Annotated in this window: 16 protein-coding genes; 8 read left to right on the forward strand and 8 right to left on the reverse strand. The window is 56.4% G+C overall.

The features are described from left to right. Nucleotides 1–30 precede the first annotated feature (30 nt). Nucleotides 31–456 carry a DUF4177 domain-containing protein gene (locus tag AC0L7R_RS11700; protein WP_473657063.1) on the forward strand — a complete coding sequence of 142 codons (426 nt, stop codon included), beginning with the start codon at nucleotides 31–33 and terminating at the stop codon, nucleotides 454–456. Here AC0L7R_RS11700 and AC0L7R_RS11705 read toward each other — a convergent pair whose 3' ends face one another. Then, complete coding sequence (locus tag AC0L7R_RS11705) at nucleotides 457–711, reverse strand: BolA family protein (protein ID WP_348108116.1); 255 nt, start codon at nucleotides 709–711, stop codon at nucleotides 457–459. A gap of 78 nt (nucleotides 712–789) precedes the next feature. Here AC0L7R_RS11705 and AC0L7R_RS11710 point away from each other — a divergent pair, with 78 nt between their 5' ends. Then, a complete protein-coding gene (locus AC0L7R_RS11710) occupies nucleotides 790–1,431 on the forward strand; it encodes a J domain-containing protein (protein ID WP_247126635.1) in 642 nt (213 codons plus the stop codon). A 54-nt stretch (nucleotides 1,432–1,485) separates the two neighbouring features. On the opposite strand, the gene AC0L7R_RS11715 is transcribed toward AC0L7R_RS11710, so the two are convergent. Beyond that, complete coding sequence (locus AC0L7R_RS11715; RefSeq protein WP_348108117.1) at nucleotides 1,486–1,860, reverse strand: hypothetical protein; 375 nt, start codon at nucleotides 1,858–1,860, stop codon at nucleotides 1,486–1,488. Between the two features lie 323 nt (nucleotides 1,861–2,183). Between AC0L7R_RS11715 and cobS the strand changes: the two genes are divergently transcribed. From cobS to AC0L7R_RS11745, 6 genes are all read left to right on the forward strand, one after another. Further along, nucleotides 2,184–3,170: a cobaltochelatase subunit CobS gene (gene cobS / locus AC0L7R_RS11720; RefSeq protein WP_473657064.1), complete on the forward strand. Its 987-nt coding sequence runs from the start codon at nucleotides 2,184–2,186 to the stop codon at nucleotides 3,168–3,170. Nucleotides 3,171–3,325: 155 nt separating this feature from the next. Beyond that, entirely contained in the window at nucleotides 3,326–3,688 is a 363-nt protein-coding gene (locus tag AC0L7R_RS11725; protein ID WP_247126631.1) for a hypothetical protein, read from the forward strand. Nucleotides 3,689–3,826: 138 nt separating this feature from the next. Beyond that, complete coding sequence (locus tag AC0L7R_RS11730) at nucleotides 3,827–4,192, forward strand: hypothetical protein (RefSeq protein WP_473657065.1); 366 nt, start codon at nucleotides 3,827–3,829, stop codon at nucleotides 4,190–4,192. Between the two features lie 84 nt (nucleotides 4,193–4,276). After that, complete coding sequence (gene cobT, locus AC0L7R_RS11735) at nucleotides 4,277–6,157, forward strand: cobaltochelatase subunit CobT (protein WP_473657067.1); 1,881 nt, start codon at nucleotides 4,277–4,279, stop codon at nucleotides 6,155–6,157. A 78-nt stretch (nucleotides 6,158–6,235) separates the two neighbouring features. After that, the gene (locus tag AC0L7R_RS11740; protein ID WP_473657068.1) at nucleotides 6,236–8,038 is read left to right on the forward strand and encodes a M24 family metallopeptidase; all 1,803 of its coding nucleotides are present in this window, start codon (nucleotides 6,236–6,238) and stop codon (nucleotides 8,036–8,038) included. A 57-nt stretch (nucleotides 8,039–8,095) separates the two neighbouring features. Next, a complete protein-coding gene (locus AC0L7R_RS11745) occupies nucleotides 8,096–8,437 on the forward strand; it encodes a DUF427 domain-containing protein (protein WP_247126623.1) in 342 nt (113 codons plus the stop codon). A gap of 99 nt (nucleotides 8,438–8,536) precedes the next feature. Here AC0L7R_RS11745 and AC0L7R_RS11750 read toward each other — a convergent pair whose 3' ends face one another. The 6 genes from AC0L7R_RS11750 to ftsA all read right to left on the reverse strand — a co-directional run bounded on the left by AC0L7R_RS11750 (nucleotide 8,537) and on the right by ftsA (nucleotide 17,458). Continuing rightward, entirely contained in the window at nucleotides 8,537–10,225 is a 1,689-nt protein-coding gene (locus tag AC0L7R_RS11750; protein WP_473657070.1) for a chloride channel protein, read from the reverse strand. A gap of 77 nt (nucleotides 10,226–10,302) precedes the next feature. Beyond that, complete coding sequence (recN, locus tag AC0L7R_RS11755) at nucleotides 10,303–11,964, reverse strand: DNA repair protein RecN (RefSeq protein WP_473657071.1); 1,662 nt, start codon at nucleotides 11,962–11,964, stop codon at nucleotides 10,303–10,305. A gap of 24 nt (nucleotides 11,965–11,988) precedes the next feature. Then, nucleotides 11,989–12,843, reverse strand: a complete 855-nt coding sequence (locus AC0L7R_RS11760; protein ID WP_473657072.1) for an outer membrane protein assembly factor BamD — start codon at nucleotides 12,841–12,843, stop codon at nucleotides 11,989–11,991. 193 nt (nucleotides 12,844–13,036) lie between these two features. After that, on the reverse strand, nucleotides 13,037–13,957 hold the full coding sequence (lpxC, locus tag AC0L7R_RS11765; protein ID WP_473657073.1) for a UDP-3-O-acyl-N-acetylglucosamine deacetylase: 921 nt from the start codon (nucleotides 13,955–13,957) through the stop codon (nucleotides 13,037–13,039). 232 nt (nucleotides 13,958–14,189) lie between these two features. Next, entirely contained in the window at nucleotides 14,190–15,773 is a 1,584-nt protein-coding gene (ftsZ, locus tag AC0L7R_RS11770) for a cell division protein FtsZ (protein WP_473657075.1), read from the reverse strand. Between the two features lie 353 nt (nucleotides 15,774–16,126). Next, nucleotides 16,127–17,458 carry a cell division protein FtsA gene (gene ftsA, locus AC0L7R_RS11775; RefSeq protein WP_473657076.1) on the reverse strand — a complete coding sequence of 444 codons (1,332 nt, stop codon included), beginning with the start codon at nucleotides 17,456–17,458 and terminating at the stop codon, nucleotides 16,127–16,129.

Consider the following 17,458-nt stretch of genomic DNA (forward strand, 5'->3'; position numbering starts at 1 on the left):
TAGGGGCGACATCTTAACAGGGATGGTGAAATGTCTTACGAATATGCAGTGGTGCCTGCACCGAAAAAGGGGCTCAAGGCCCGTGGTGTGAAATCCACCGAAGATCGTTTTGCTTATGCCCTGCAAACCGTCATGAACGAATACGGGGCCGAAGGGTGGGAATATGTGCGCACCGATACGCTCCCGTCCGAAGAACGGTCTGGCCTGACGGGCCGCACAACCGTGTTTCAAAACATGATGGTGTTCCGCAAGCCGCTGGCCGCCGCTGCACCCGACGTGGATCCGAAACCTGCCGCGTTACTTGCGCCGCCGGAACCCACTCCGCCGACATCACCAGCCGCGCCAGACGTCGCACCTGCGCCGCCTGCGGTGCCAACCCCAGCGCCGGATCACATGATGAAGGTTGACGGGGCCGCCGACCAAGGCCGGACAGAACCGCCCCTGAAATCCGACTGATCAGCGGAACGAAATCGCCAATGCATGCAGCCTGCTGATGATGTCAGGCCCTAACGCCGCGTGCACTGCGCGGTGCCGTGCAATGCGCGTTTTGTCTGCCAAATCAGGTGCATCCAGCACGATCTTCCAGTGGCTTTCACCGGACCCATCATCGCCTGCGTGACCCGCATGCAGATGGCTTTCGTTGATCACCTCGAACGACGCCGGATTCAGCTTCGTTTTGATCGCGTCAATTATTTCGACTTCAAGCCCCATTATTTTGCACCTAACCTCTTCTATCCTGCACCCAAAGGTTTATTGTCTGCACCTCGATGAGACAAGGAGTCGCGTGACATGAAGAAAGATGATCCGTTTGGTTTTGATATGTCCGTCTCCAGCGCGAAGAAGAAAAATCCGCGCGGCCGACGGGGGATGTCAGGGGCATCAGAGACATCGCAACGCGTTTGCGAACATGAAGGCTGCCAAGAGCAGGCAAAATTCCGTGCGCCAAAGTCACCCGACACAATGGATGACTATTTCTGGTTCTGCCAAGAACACGTGCGGGAATACAATCTGAAGTGGAACTTCTTTGACGGCACGTCCGAGGCTGAATTGATGGCCCAGCAGGCCAAAGACAAAGTCTGGGAACGGCCAACAAAGCCGTTCAAACGGTCCGAAGAAGAACGGGCTTGGGCGCGCCTGGGCGTTGATGACCCGCATCAGGTGCTGGGCCAGAACGCAACCCAGAACCCGGGGCGTAACGCCAAACTGGGCAGCACACGCCGCCTACCGCCAACCGAACGCCGTGCGATTGAAATTCTGGAAGCCAAGGACACACAGTCCAAGCCACAGATTCGCAAGCAATACAAAGCGTTGATCAAGGTTCTTCATCCCGACATGAATGGCGGGGACCGGAGCCAAGAAGAACAATTGTCCGAAGTCGTTTGGGCATGGGATCAGATCAAGGCCAGCAAACATTTCCGCGAAAAAGACTAAGACGGAAAAGACCAAGACATCGGGCCGCATTCAGCGGCCCTTTTTCTTGGGCGGTTACGCTGAAAACTGACCCGACCGGAAGATGCTGTCGCGCTCTTGCCGCCATTGTCCCAACAACCCATGCGCGCACATCAACATGCCTAGCCAGATCAGGCCAAGACTTGGGTAGGCAACGATCAACATGATCAACTGGAACGGGCCGAACATGGTCCCGTAAAACGGCAAAATCAAAGTGCCGGCAATCACCGATCCTATACCGCTGGTGATAAACGCGCCGATCAGCGCCGACGCCCAGCCTCTCGCACCTTCGTGGCCGAACCAACGTTCATAACAGGCCCAAAGCCCGCTCGCGCCCCCAATGCAGCCTGCAAGTAAGGTCCAATAGGTAATCGCAGTTGATATCCGGCTTTCGGATGATGTTTCGGACAAGTGCATGACCGCAACGCAAGAAAGCGTGGCCCCTAAAATAGAGGTGCCGATCATCGCAAAAATAAAACTTCGTTCGCCGCGACTAATTTGCGACAAAATTGATTGTACAGCCAATCGAATAACTCCAAGGCAATTGGCGTTCTCAAACTGTACAAATGTGACCTTAAGTTGGCGAAGGTACTGAAAAATCCGACCAGTCTGCATTTTCCGTTGGGGCCAGTGCGATTCATGGTCTCAAATGCGCCACCCTTCCCCTTGCGAACCCCTGCATTATGTTGCATCCCGACAGGACAGAGACGCGCGATTTTGGAAGGCAAGATATTATGGCCGACGGCACAATGGAAACACCAGTAAAACCAACCGAAGAGATTTCTGTTCGCGAGGTGTTTGGCATCGATTCCGACATGAAGGTCAAAGGTTTTGCCGAAAAAACTGACCGCGTGCCTGAAATCGACAGCACATATAAATTTGACCCTGATACGACATTGGCGATCCTCGCAGGCTTTGGCTACAACCGCCGCGTGATGATCCAAGGGTACCACGGGACTGGTAAATCAACGCACATCGAACAAGTCGCGGCCCGTCTGAACTGGCCATCTGTGCGTGTGAACCTCGACAGCCACATTTCGCGGATCGATCTGATCGGTAAAGACGCGATCAAACTGCGCGACGGCGTGCAAGTAACAGAATTCCACGAAGGCATCCTGCCATGGGCTCTGCGCAACCCTGTTGCGATCGTATTTGATGAATACGATGCGGGTCGTGCGGACGTGATGTTCGTGATCCAGCGCGTGCTGGAAACCGACGGTAAACTGACGTTGATGGATCAGAACGAGATCATCACACCGCACCCGTCCTTCCGTCTTTTCGCGACAGCCAACACAGTTGGTCTGGGTGATACGACTGGTCTTTACCACGGCACGCAGCAGATCAACCAAGCGCAGATGGACCGTTGGTCCCTTGTCGCGACGCTCAACTACCTCAGCCACGACGCCGAAGCAGCAATCGTGTTGTCAAAGTCTCCGCACTTTAACACCGCAGACGGTCGCAAGCAGATTTCACAAATGGTGACAGTCGCTGACCTGACACGAACAGCGTTCATGAACGGTGACCTGTCCACAGTCATGTCACCTCGGACCGTTTTGGCTTGGGCCGAAAACACCCGTATTTTCCAAGACGTTGGCTACGCATTCCGCCTGTCGTTCCTGAACAAATGCGACGAACTCGAACGCCAAACAGTCGCCGAATTCTACCAACGCTGCTTTGACGAAGAACTACCAGAATCAGCGGCCAGCATGTCGTTGGGCTAAACCGCCGACAGCAATGTAATTTTAAAGGCGGGGCTTTGTGCCTCGCCTTTTGCGTTTCACCACCTTTTCTGATGACACGTCCATTCCATAAAATTGTCCATTTTTCCGGCTAGGTCCGTTTGCAAATCAACAAACGATCTAACGAGGCACAGAAAATGAAGATGATTATTGGCGCTGAACTGCCCGACGGTTATACGCCCGGGCACAACGACTTGGCAGCGACGTCTGCCAGCCTGATGGCCCATGCCCTTTTGCCATTGTTTATCGACAACATGCCGGAAGACGCGGCAAAAGCGAATGTCGAGGGCATTGTCATGGAACTGGCCTACCTCTTTGACGATGGTGAAATTGAAATGGGTGGCAAGACATACCGCCCGCGTTTGTCCTTCGTTGATGAAGCTGGCCAAACCCTTGCCGGTGCAGCAGAATTGAACACGATGCATGACCTCGCATCAGAGCCGTTCAACCTTGCTCCGGAAGCGCAGATCAGCTTCGAAGAACCAGAATACGACGAATAGCAGCAAAACCATAAAGCGCTGCGCCCCTCCCGTAGCGCGCCTATCCTTTGGTAAAAGTTTATTTTCCGACCAGTTGACTGGCACAAAAAGGCAGTCGATGCTGCATCTATGGGCGGTTTAAAAAGATTAGCGTGCCTCGTGATGGTGACAGCAACCCCGCTTGCGGCTTTCAACGGAACGGCAGATCAGCAGCTTCATTTCTTTGCAAGCTGCGCAGGCCGATTGTCGGCGACCATGGAACACCAGTGGAACCACGACACAGCCTCCGCTGATCAAACCAAGTCCTACCGCACTGAAATGATTGATCTTGTCACAGCCGTGATGCCCGCAGATCGGGGCCGCGACGTGCTCCTGATGCGGGTCGAAGCCAAACATGCCCAAGCCCGCCTGCTGCGCCGGACCGTGATCAACCGCGATCCCGTCGACGCGGATTGGGCATTATCACGGGCCGAAGCGATGCTGCACGAATGCACCAGCGTGCTGATGTCGGCCTCCGCAGACTAAGCGATATTTTACAAGACGCTACCATGGCATCCGCGTCACAAATCCTATATTCAAAAGACAACTCTTATCCGGATGTCTTGTGCCATGACCAAACAAAACGACAACCCAGCTGATCCGTTCAAAAAAGCGCTGGCTGAAGCCACGAAAGTCATGGCCAATGACGCCGAACTTGCGGTCACCTATTCCGTTGATCCGGCGGGACAAACGGCGGAAACGATCCGTCTGCCGCAGGTCTCGCGGCGCATGACCCGCGACGAAGTTTTGTTGGCACGCGGCACGGCAGACGCATTTGCGCTGCGCCACAAATTCCACGACCCGAAAACCGCGGCGCGTTACATGCCGCAGGGCCAAATGGCGCGCGATCTCTATGACGCTATGGAAACCGCGCGGATCGAAGCGGTCGGTGCGCAGCACATGCCCGGCACCGCAGGTAACATCGACGCCAAAATCGGTAACGAGGCGATGCGCAAGGGATATGACCAAGTCAAAGACACAGCCTCTGCGCCCCTGTCCGTCGCGGCAGGCTACCTGATCCGGCATCTCGCCACGGGCCGCGATCTGCCTGAAGGCGCGGACAACGTCATGAACCAATGGCGCGGCTTTATCGAAGAACAGGCGGGCGGGACGCTCGAAAACCTGACCGATCTCCTTGAGGATCAAAAAGCATTCGCAAAATTCGCACGTCAGATGATTGCCGATCTCGGCTACGCCGATCAATTGGGCGACGACCCCGATCAGATCGACGACAACCAAGAAGACGAAGCTGAAGAAGGCGCAGACGACAACCAAGACGAACCTGACAGCACAGGCGACGACGAAAGCGAAGGCGACGAAGCCGAAGCATCGCCAGAGCAAACACAAGAAGACCAACAAGACGCGTCGCAAGCCGAAGTGTCGATGGACGACCAAGCCGACGCCGAAATGGGCGAAGAAACCGAAATGCCCGACGGCGAAGCGCCGCTTGAACCGCCTGCCCCGCAGCCGGTGTCTGCCGCCGACCCTGAATACCGCGTCTATTCGGATGCCGACGACGAAGAAATTCGGGCCGAAGATCTGGCCGAACCGATCGAGCTGGAACGCCTGCGCGCCTACCTTGACCAGCAGCTTGAACCGCTGAAAGGGGCCGTGTCGCGTCTCGCGAACAAACTGCAACGTCGTCTGCAAGCCCAGCAAAACCGGTCATGGGAATTCGACCTTGAGGAAGGCACACTTGATGCAGGCCGCCTTGCCCGTGTTGTGGCGAACCCAACAACGCCGCTGTCTTTCAAACAGGAAAAAGACACCGAATTCCGCGATACCTGCGTGACACTGCTGCTGGATAACTCCGGCTCTATGCGTGGCCGCCCAATATCTATCGCGGCGATCTGTGCCGATGTGATGGCGCGGACGCTGGAACGCTGCCAAGTGAAAGTCGAAATTCTTGGTTTTACAACAAAGGCTTGGAAAGGTGGGCTTGCCCGCGAAAAATGGCTGAATGACGGACGCCCTGCCACGCCCGGACGCCTGAACGACCTGCGCCACATCATCTACAAACAAGCTGACGCGCCATGGCGGCGTGCGCGGCCGAACCTTGGTCTGATGATGAAAGAAGGGCTGTTGAAGGAAAACATCGACGGTGAAGCGCTGGAATGGGCGCACCGCCGGATGCTGGCGCGTCATGAACAGCGCAAGATTTTGATGGTGATTTCAGATGGTGCGCCGGTGGATGATAGCACCTTGTCCGTGAACCCTGCCAACTATCTGGAAAAACACCTGCGTGACGTGATTGCGATGGTCGAAAAGCAAAAAGCGGTCGAATTGATCGCCGTCGGCATCGGCCACGACGTGACACGCTACTACGAACGCGCGGTCACAATCACCGATGTGGAACAATTGGCGGGTGCTATGACAGAACAGCTCGCCAGTCTGTTCGACACAGACCCGCGCAAACGCGCCCGTGTCATGGGAATGCGCAAAGCGGGGTAGTCGTTCTGTGCGAACGACATGAGGGCCAGCCCCCAAACCCCGAGATATTTCAGACCAAAAGAAGATAAGGACCGCCCCATGTTTCAGACCTTTGAAGCATCATCGACGCCGGAACAGGGTCTCGCACGTCTTGCGGCGTTGCGGGCAGCATTGGCCGCGTTTGGGGTTGACGGGGTTCTGGTGCCGCGCGCCGATGTGCACCAAGGCGAATATGTCGCCCCGCGTGACGCACGTTTGGAATGGCTGACTGGATTTACTGGGTCTGCGGGTTTCTGTGCCGTTTTGCCTGATGTGGCGGGTGTTTTCATTGATGGCCGGTATCGTTTGCAAGTCCAGGACCAAGTGGCGGATGTTTTCACGCCAGTCCACTGGCCGGAAATCCAATTGGCTGATTGGTTGAAGGATAACGTGGCTTCATCTGCTGCGATCGGGTTTGATCCATGGTTGCACACAATGACCGAGATCGCGGCACTACGGGACGCGCTGGACGGGACAGACATCACGCTGCGAGCAATTGCAAATCCAGTGGATCACATCTGGGCGGACCAACCTGCCCCACCGATGGCCCCGTTCACCGCCCATCCCGATAATTTTGCTGGCGAAAGTCACACCGCGAAACGGGCGCGTGTGGCCCAAACGCTAAAGGCAGACGCCTGTATCCTGAACTTGCCGGACAGTATCGCGTGGCTTTTGAACATCCGCGGCACCGACATCGAACGCAACCCTGTGCCGCACGCATTTGCCGTTCTACGGTCCGACGGAACCGTGGACCTGTTTGCCCGCAGTGGCAAAGCAGATGGCATCAAAGATCACCTTGGATCTGATGTGATCTTGCGCGACTGGGACGATTTTGCGGCGGTTATCGCGGCGCTTGACGGTGCCGTTCAGTTCGACCCAAAATCCTGCCCCTACGCCGTCAAACAACTACTTGGCGATGCCCCGCTCGTCGAGGAGGCCGATCCATGCGCGCTGCCCAAGGCACGTAAAAACGCTGTTGAAATCCAAGGGTCACGTGATGCCCATCTGCGTGATGGCGCTGCGATGGTCCGTTTTCTGGCGTGGCTGGATCGCGAATCCCCCGCGGGCGGATTGACAGAAATTGATGTCGTCAAAGCGCTAGAGGGTTTTCGTCGCGACACCAACGCACTGCGCGATATTTCATTTGAAACTATTTCCGGGTCTGGTCCGAACGGAGCCATCGTCCACTACCGGGTCAGCGACAAAACCAACCGTGCGGTGAAACCATCAGAGCTTTTGCTGGTCGATTCAGGTGGCCAGTATCAAGATGGCACCACCGATATCACGCGCACGATGATCATAGGCACACCTGCGCAAGACCACATCGACTGCTACACACGCGTCCTGCGCGGCATGGTGGCGGTTTCAATGGCCCGTTTCCCGAAAGGTGTCGCAGGATCGCATCTGGATGCACTTGCCCGCACGCCGCTTTGGCAAGCTGGTATGGATTACGACCACGGCACCGGCCATGGTGTTGGCAGCTACCTGAGCGTCCATGAAGGCCCACAAGCCATTTCGCGGCGTAGCACGATCCCGCTTGAACCAGGCATGATCGTATCAAATGAACCCGGGTACTACCGCGAAGGTGCTTTTGGTATCCGGATCGAAAACCTAATTGTCGTGCAAGACGCGCCCCAGATCGCGGGCGGCGATGATCGCGCGATGTTGTCATTTGAAACGCTGACCTATGTGCCTTTTGATCGCCGCTTGATTGATACAGGCGCGCTCACACCCGACGAACGTCGCTGGATTGATCGCTACCATGCTGATACGTTGCGGCTTCTGGCAGATCGGATCGACGGACCGGCCCTTGATTGGTTAAAAGCGGCCTGCGCCCCACTTGCTGCAGACCGCCCCGCATAATGCAATTGTAGCAGTGCCCGACGGGACCCTGCCGACTATTTTGAAAGGACTATTCACATGGCTCATCAAATGACCATTTCACCAGCCGAGGGGACGTGGGTCGTCCGCGTCGCAGGTGCTGTTCTTGGCGAAACCACATCTGCGCTTATGCTGACCGAAGGCGATTACGATCCCGTCATCTATTTTCCGCGCGACAGCATTGCGATGGCGTTCCTCGAGCCATCAGACACCACAACTGTCTGCCCGCATAAAGGCACGGCCACGTATTTCGCGATTGAAGCGAAAAGCGGCACGCTTGCCGACGCGGTCTGGACTTACGAAAACCCACTTGATGGCGCGAAACAGATCGCGGGTTATCTGGCTTTTCAGGGCGACAAGGTCACCATTGAACAGGTCTAAGGCCTGATATCGCGCGGTGGATTTGGGACCTTGCAGATCCCAAGCCTTCGGCGAGGATATAGAAAACGTCAAAGAAGCAAAGTGCAGCGCGAGAATGCCTTAGGAATGCTCTTCCGCCGCCGTCGCCGATAGTGCTTTGTTCATCGCTTTCAGCGCATCAACTTGGAACAGCGCCCCCCACAATTCGGGCGGCGCGTCTTCGTCTGCAATTGTCACGACCGGAATGAAGACCTGATTGCCCGCCTCAAAAATCGGCATGGCTTGTTCCAAGGTCGCATTCCCGTCGATATAGACGCCTTCGCGGATCAACGCCCAGCAACTTTCGGTGTCTGCACTGCCTTGGCTGTCAGCTTTGCGCATGACATTGGCGACCATGAAGGTGGCGAGCAGATAGGCTTGCGGCCCCGCTGCCAAATGCACGTTGCGCCGTTCCAGCTGTGTCAGGAAGAAAGACCGATCTACCAGTTTGGACGAAATAGCCGTCGACATGGACACGGCGACCATCACGGCCAGACCGGTTTGCCAGTCACCCGTTAATTCAAACACAATTAGTGATGTCGAGATCGGCGCACCCAGCACAGCGGCCGCGACGGCCCCCATCCCTGCCAGCGCGTACAGCGATCCTTCACCGGACACATTCGGGAAAATGCTTGTCGCAACGATCCCGAAGGCCAGCCCTGTCAAAGCTCCCACCATCAGTGCCGGCGAAAATACCCCGCCGCCCATGCGTCCGCCCATCGTGATCGCAACCGCGACGACCTTTACGACCGCAATCATCACCGCCATCCCAAAGGTCAGATTGCCCGACAAGGCCTGTGTCGTTGTCTCGTACCCAACTCCGATGATTTGCGGAAATTCGACGGCTAACAGGCCCAATAGGACACCTGCAATCGCAGGGCGCAAATAGCCGGGCAGTTTCGTTTGGGTCTGGAAATGGTTCGCCAAATCCTCTGTCCAGAAAATCGCACGCATCAGCACAACTGCAATCCCGCCGCACATGAGGCCCAGCAACAAGAACGCTGGCAATTCAACATAGAAGTTCAGCGCGTTTTGGGCGGGCAGCACAAATTCGGTCACATCTCCAAAAGCCAATCGGTTGATGACCGTCCCTGCCACAGACGCAATCACGATTGGCGCAAAGGCGTGAACCGCAAAGTGACGCAGCACGATCTCCAGCGCGAATAATGCACCCGCGATCGGCGTGTTAAAGCTGGCGGATACGGCTGCAGCCACCGCACATCCTAACAAATCACGGCCCGTGATCCCGTCCGCGCGAATGAACCGGCACACCACGGTCGAAATCACCGCAGCCATGTGGACAACAGGACCTTCACGCCCCGTGGACCCGCCCGACGACAAGGTCACCATACTGGCCAAGGCGGACGCAATCCCACGCCGGACCTGCACCCGACCTTCGTTCAGCGCCGCCCCTTCGATCACGTCAGCGACTGACCGCGATCTGCCGTCATCTGTGAAGAAATGCAGGATCAGGCCAACCAACAACCCGCCAAACGCGGGGATCAATATGATGTGAATCCAGTGCAACCGCGTGGCCAAGGAATGCAGCCGACTGACGTCTTCCGCCTGATACAAAAACGATTGAAGCCAATCGACGCCAAGCCGAAACCCGAGCGCCGCAAAACCGGCCCCGATCCCGACGAACAGCGCGATAAACCAGAACTGAACCTGCGACGGTCCTTCACGTTTGATCGTGACGAGACCGCTCTGGGCCATACCGCACCATTTGGTCCAACTTTCGGACAGAAACTGGGAAACAGGCGACGACATGGTCGGGTCTTTCAATGCCAAAGTTCAGCGTTACCAAAACCCTACGGGATCACGTGGCGCGGTCCAAGGGGTGGCTGCTAGCTGCTTGGTGCCATCAGGGCTTCGGCAGCGGCGCGTGCTGCATCGGTCACAGTATCGCCCGATAACATGCGCGCAATTTCATCAATACGCGCGTCATCAAGCAAAGGCACAACCGTAGATGTTGTTTCTTTCTTGGTCTGCCGTTTTTCGACACGCCAATGGTGCTGACCAAGGGCTGCGACCTGCGGGGAATGTGTCACCACAAGCACCTGACCACCGCCTGCCAGTTCGGACAGGCGACGCCCGACAGCATCGGCAGTCGCCCCACCAACACCACGGTCGATTTCATCAAAGATCATCGTCAAACCGCCCTTGCCCGCTTGGGTCAGACAGACCTTCAAAGCCAGCAAGAAGCGGGACAATTCCCCGCCTGATGCGATCTTGTTCAATGGACCAGCAGGTGCGCCGGGGTTCGTCGCAACCGTAAAGGCCACGCTATCGCGGCCTTCTGGACCTGCGTCCGTCGGCGTGACCATCGTCACAAAAACGGCGCGTTCCATTTTAAGCGGCGCCAATTCGGCAGCCATCGCTTTGTCCAGCGCCTTCGCGGCTTTGGTGCGTTTTGCGGTCAAACGATCCGCCGCCGCATCGTAAGCCGCCTGCGCGGTCATCACGTCAGCCTCGCACGTCGCAAGGTCTTTCGCACCGCCATCCAACACGGCCAACCGCGCGCGTAGATCATCGGCAAACGGACCAAGATCATCGGCCAAAACGTTGTGCTTACGGGCCAAACCGCGAATGGCAAACAACCGTTCTTCGGCTTCTTCCAACTCGGCGGGGTTAAACGTCAGGGCATCCAAGCAGGACGCAACGCCTTGCTGGGCCTGATCCAGCGCCAGAACAGCCCGTTCAATAGCAGCCAACGGATCATCGAGACGCCCGTCGGCCTTGTCTGCGGCACCAATCAACCAGCGGTTCGCGTCATTCACCATACCTTCCGCACCGGACAGTCCCAACGCCTCACCAGCCTTCGCGATATCGGCCCTGATCTTTTCAGCAGCTTGCATCAGGCGGCGCTGAGTATCCAATGTCGCCTCTTCACCCGCTTGCGGATCAAGCGCATCCAATTCAGCCACAGCGTGACGCAAATATTCTTCTTCGGCCTTTGCTTCGGCGATGCGGGCGTGTGTCGCGCTCAGGCGCTTCTGCGCCTCAGCCAGCGCTTTCCACGCGGCGCGGGCCTTCGTTATGTCCGCATCAAGGCCGGCGTATTCGTCCAGCATCAACCGATGACCACGCGGGTTCAAAAGCCCGCGATCATCATGCTGACCGTGCAGTTCTACCAGCGTTTCGGACAGATTGCGCAAAACCTCACCACTGACGCGACGGTCATTGATCCACGCGGTTTTGCGGCCATCACGTGTGTTGATCCGGCGTAGAATAACTTCGCCGTCTTCAACTTCGATCCCGGCTTCCGCCAAAACATCGCGTCCGGCGTGACCCATTGGCAGATCGAAAACGGCGGTCACTTCACCCTGATCAGCGCCAGCGCGCACAAGTTCAGCACGGCCACGCCATCCCAACACAAATCCCAGTGAATCCAGTAGGATAGACTTACCAGCACCGGTTTCACCCGTCAGCACATTCAAACCGGGCTGAAACGCAAGTTCCAACCGGTCGATGATCAACATGTCGCGTATGTCTAAGCCGCGCAGCATCCTAAACGCGCCTTCCGTGAAAGATCAGAGCCATTCGCCAAGCAGCACTTGGCGGTAGATTGACGACAACCAATTGTCTCCCACTGACCGCGCCTCTAGGCCCTGCCCCGTCAGCAATGCGAAACTTTCCTGATACCATTCGGTTGATTGGTAGTTGTGACCCAAGATGGCACCAGCCGTCTGGGCTTCGGCAGTCAGGCCAAGCGACAAATACGATTCAACCAAGCGATGCAACGCTTCGGGTGTGTGCGGTGTGGTCTGGAAATCCTCAACCACGATGCGGAACCGGTTCACGGCTGCGGCGTAATTGTTGCGCTTCAGATAATAACGCCCGATTTCCATTTCCTTCGCAGCCAAATGGCTGAACGCGAGGTCGAATTTCGGGATGGCCGCAGACGCATATTCCGTCCCCGGGTATTGTTCGATCACAACGCGCAAAGCCTGCAACGCCTGAAAGGTCAGCCCCTGATCGCGGCCAATATCATCAATCTGATCGTAATAGGACAACGCGAGAAGATAATGCGCGTAAGCTGCATCTTCTTCGACAGGATAAAAATCAATGTAGCGTTGGGCGCTGGCGCGGCTGTTCGGGTAATCTTGGTTCTTATGGAACGCAAAGGCCTGCATGATCAACGCACGCTGGGCAAACCCAGAATACGGATACAGACGTTCGATTTCACCGAAAATATTGGCCGCTTCGTCTGCTTTGCCCTTTTCCAGCTCCAGCTCACCCATTGCAAAAATCTGCTGGGCAGACAGGTTTTCAAGCTCAACCGGCGTTTCTTGGTCCAGCAAACCGCAGCTTGCCAAAAGTCCAAGCGCCAGTACAGGGCCCAAGCGGCGGGCTTTGCGCCCATTTGGTTTGGAAATGCCTGACATAGATGTCCTCGTGCAACGCAACTTCTGCTCAAAGGGGTTTTGCCCCATTTCCGAAGAGGTCTAACAGAAAAATTTGGGGTGCAAAATGCCTTTTACAGACCCTGCGGTCACTTCCGCGCATCCATCGCGTGAGGATACGTGAGAACATGGGGGCCAGCCCCCATACCCCCGAGATATTTAAGACCAAAAGAAGTTAAGCGACAGCACCCAGATCAGCATGCGACACACCAACACCGGGCAAACGCGCCGCGATTGTGTGGTCAACATTGACCCAGCGCCATGCCTTTGGCTGCGCAAAAAGCGCGCGCAACAGCTTGTTCGTCAAAGCGTGCCCTGCCTTGTGTCCCGTATAGCGGCCCAAGATCGGCGCGCCGGCTGTGTAAAGATCACCCAACGCATCCAGCATTTTGTGACGCACAGCTTCATCAGCGTGGCGCAGACCACCCGGAGAAAGCACTTGATCGCCGTCAACGACGACCGCATTTTCCATAGTGCCGCCAAGCGCCAACCCATTGGCCCGCATCGTGTCCACATCCGATGCGCGGCAGAACGTCCGGCTATCGCAAAGTTCACGCACAAAGGCACCGTTTGCCATGTTCAACGTTTTGCGCTGCGTCCCGATGGCCGCATCAGGAAAGGCAATATCGAACGCAATTTGCAGTGACGTCGCCGGAGACAGCGTCGCAAAAGCGTCGCCTTCTTCAACAATGACTGTGTCCAGAATTTCGATCGCGCGCATTGGCGCATCAAAATGAACAACCCCCGCATCCACGAAACCACGGACAAACATCGCGGCCGACCCGTCCATGATCGGCACTTCAGGGCCGTCCAATTCGATGAAGGCGTTGTGGATACCACAGCCGGCCAATGCTGCCATCACATGTTCGATTGTCGAAATCGTCGTGCCATGCGTATTGCGCAGGCGGGTGTTCAACGGCGACACTTCCACCATGTCCCAACGCGCAGGCAAACGACCTGCTTCGCCCAAGATATCCATTCGGCGAAACGTGATTCCGCTTCCGGCCAATGCAGGGCGGACAACCATCTTGGCGGTCTGTCCTGCGTGCAGGCCAACCCCCTCAAAGGTCACAGATGATTTCAACGTTGCTTGCACAGAGCCTCAGCGGATTAGACATGTTTCGTTAACCTGCAAAGTAGGGTGACAAGGCCCGCATCTCAATTCACCAATTGCGACGGACTGAAACATGATCACGCTGCATTGCAGCACAACGACCGAAGCGCCAGCAATTCACTGATTTAAAACGAAAAAGACCACCCGAGGGTGGCCTTCGTTCGTGATCGTGACGGGGCGTCAAGACGCCCACATCACAGAATATGACGTATTCTTAGTTAGCCTGACGACGCAGGAACGCTGGAATCTCGATGCGTTCTTGATCTGGATCAACGTCTGCTTCGTCGTGAATTGCAGTCACTTCTGGCGCGCGACGGGCAGATTGCTGAGGCTCAGCAGCGGCACCTGTCATGCGATTGATCAGTGAATTGATACCGAAGCCACGCTTCTCTTCACCAGCATCTGCGGAAGCGGCTGTTGGTACAGGACCCGCTGCTGCAGGGCGTTCAACTTGACCTGTTGGCGCACGGCCAACTGCGGCTTGCAGACGCGCCATTGCTTCCGGTGTTGGTGTACCCGCCGCAGCACGTGGTGCCACGAATTCTTCAGGTGCTTCCAATGTAGGCTCTGGTGCAGGCTGGTAGGCAGGCGGCGGCAGATCGTCGGCCACTGCTTCGCGACGTGGCGCGAATGTTGGGGCTGCTTCAGCTGCTGGCTGTTCGAACATTGTGCGCTGCTCTGGCTGTGGCGCAGGTTCTGCTGCAACGGCCGCGACTGGTGCAGCAGCAACTGGCGCTGGTACTGGCGCACGTGCCGCTTCTTCAACAGCAGGTGCTTGTGTCAAAGGCTGGGACATAGACCGGCGCGGCACAGGTGTTTCCATGTGACGTGCAATCGCGTCAATGCCAGTGGCCACAACGGACACGCGCATTTTGCCTTCCATCGCTGTGTCCAGCGTGGAACCAACGATGATGTTTGCTTCTGGATCGACCTTTTCGCGGATTTTGTTCGCGGCTTCGTCCAGTTCGAACAATGTCAGGTCGTAAGAACCTGTGATGTTGATCAGAACGCCCTTTGCACCTTCGAGTGAAATCTCGTCGAGCAGCGGGTTCGCGATCGCCTTTTCAGCGGCTTCAACAGCGCGGTTTTCACCCTCTGCTTCGCCTGTGCCCATCATCGCTTTGCCCATTTCGTCCATGACGGCGCGAACGTCAGCAAAGTCGAGGTTGATCAGGCCCGGACGGACCATCAGGTCAGTCACGCCCTTCACACCTTGGTACAACACATCATCCGCAAGCGAAAACGCTTCGGTGAATGTTGTGTTTTCATTCGCAAGACGGAACAGGTTTTGGTTTGGAATGATGATCAGCGTGTCGACAACCTTCTGAAGCGCTTCAATGCCTTCATCCGCTTGCTTCATGCGCTTGCCGCCTTCGAACTGGAACGGCTTAGTCACAACACCAACAGTCAGAACACCCATTTCGCGGGCAGCCTGTGCGATAATCGGAGCAGCGCCAGTACCTGTACCACCGCCCATACCGGCTGTGATGAAGCACATGTGCGCGCCAGCAAGGTGATCAACGATCTGTTCGATGCTTTCTTCAGCGGCAGCAGCACCAACAGTCGCGCGTGCACCAGCACCCAGACCTTCGGTCACTTTGATGCCCATCTGAATTTTCGCTTCAGAGCGGGATTGCTGCAACGCCTGCGCGTCAGTGTTGGCCACGACAAATTCAACACCATCAAGCTCTTGCTCGATCATGTTGTTCACGGCGTTGCCGCCTGCCCCACCCACACCAAATACGGTGATACGTGGTTTAAGTTCGTCCTGTCCGGGAATCGAAAGATTCAATGTCATGGTTCCTGTCCGCCTGTTTTTTTGGGCCCGTCCCACCGGGCAGTCGTCGCATAATTACGCCGATCCTAAACCCAGAGCGCCATGACGTCACCTAAAAAACGTGAAATAGCCACAAAATATAGGTAAATCTACTTTGGTTTCGGCGAGATCGCGCCGAAAATCCCAGATATTGAAAAGTCAGCGCACCACACCCCAACATGTAGACGCACGACAACAGTGCCCACACAAGCGGAACACCACATCTAGACCCTATCAGACTCGGTGTAGCGCCATATGTAGCGCCCACACCTAGGCAATGCATACATTACCAAGCAACGGATTCGGAGAATCCGTCGCTCAGCGGCATGTCAACCCTACCAGTTGTCTTTGAACCACTTCACCGCGCGCCGGAACGACCGGGACGGATAGCGATCCGCTGGAATTTCAAAGTCCCACCATTCGTCTTGTGGGTTCGCCGCGAACAACGTCATGCCCACTGCGGCCGCAAATGCCGGACCTGTCGCGGCCTGCGGAAGACCCTGCACACGCAAAGGCCGACCAAGACGCACTTGGTTTCCCAAAATTTTGGATGCGAGACCATCAAGCCCCGGAATCTGGCTCGCCCCGCCCGTCAGCACGATCTTCTGTGACGGAAGATGTTCAAACCCTGCGGCATCCAAACGGACACGTACTTCTTCCAGAATTTCTTCGACACGTGGGCGCATAATCCCGATCAGTTCGGCGCGTGACACAGTCCGACGGTCATGTTCCCAATCGCCGGTGTTTCCACCGATCTCGATCATTTCGCGGTCATCCATCCCCGTGGCCATCACGCCGCCGTAGAATGTCTTGATCCGCTCGGCCGTCGCCAATGGCACCTGAAGGCCCATCGAAATATCAGACGTGATGTGGTCGCCGCCCATGCGGACCGCATCCGTATAAATCATGTGCTTGCGCATGAAGACGGAAATGCCAGTGGCCCCGCCGCCCATGTCAATACAAGCCGCACCCAGTTCCTGTTCGTCCTCAACCAATGACGACATACCGGACACATAAGCAGACGACGCAAGGCCAGCCAATTCCAGATCACAGCGCTTGATACAGAAGAAAATGTTCTGCACAGCCACCGCATCCACAGTCAGCATATGCATATCCGTCGTCAGCGTATTCCCGACAAGCCCACGCGGATCAGCCATGCCAGACCGATGATCCAACGCAAAATTCACAGGTTGGGCGTGCAGCACTTCGCGGTCGTCGCCGTAATCAGGGACATCACAAGACGCCATGACCTGCGCGATGTCCTGCTCGCTGACCATTCCGCCTTCAAGATCAAGCGCACCATCAAGGCCATATGACCGCGGACGCGCACCGGACAGACAAGCGATCACGTGATCCACACGGACCTGCGCCATCTTCTGGGCAGCATTCACCGCCGTGCGGATCGCACGTTCAGTTTCCTGCATCGCATCGACTTCACCAAATCGGACACCGCGCGAACGGGTCGTCGCAGCGCCAATCACACGGAAAGACGACTGCCCTGCCATCGACCCGATACCATCCGCTTCTAGCGGTTTGGCTTCGTCAAAGCGCAACACAAGGCATGCAATCTTGGACGTCCCCACGTCCAAAATGGCAACCACACCCCGTTGCATCGCCGCCTTGCGCATATTCCGCATGGCCCGTTGGCTTTCGTATAAATCCCGCAT

It is taken from the genome of Yoonia sp. D2-7 (assembly GCF_055809435.1).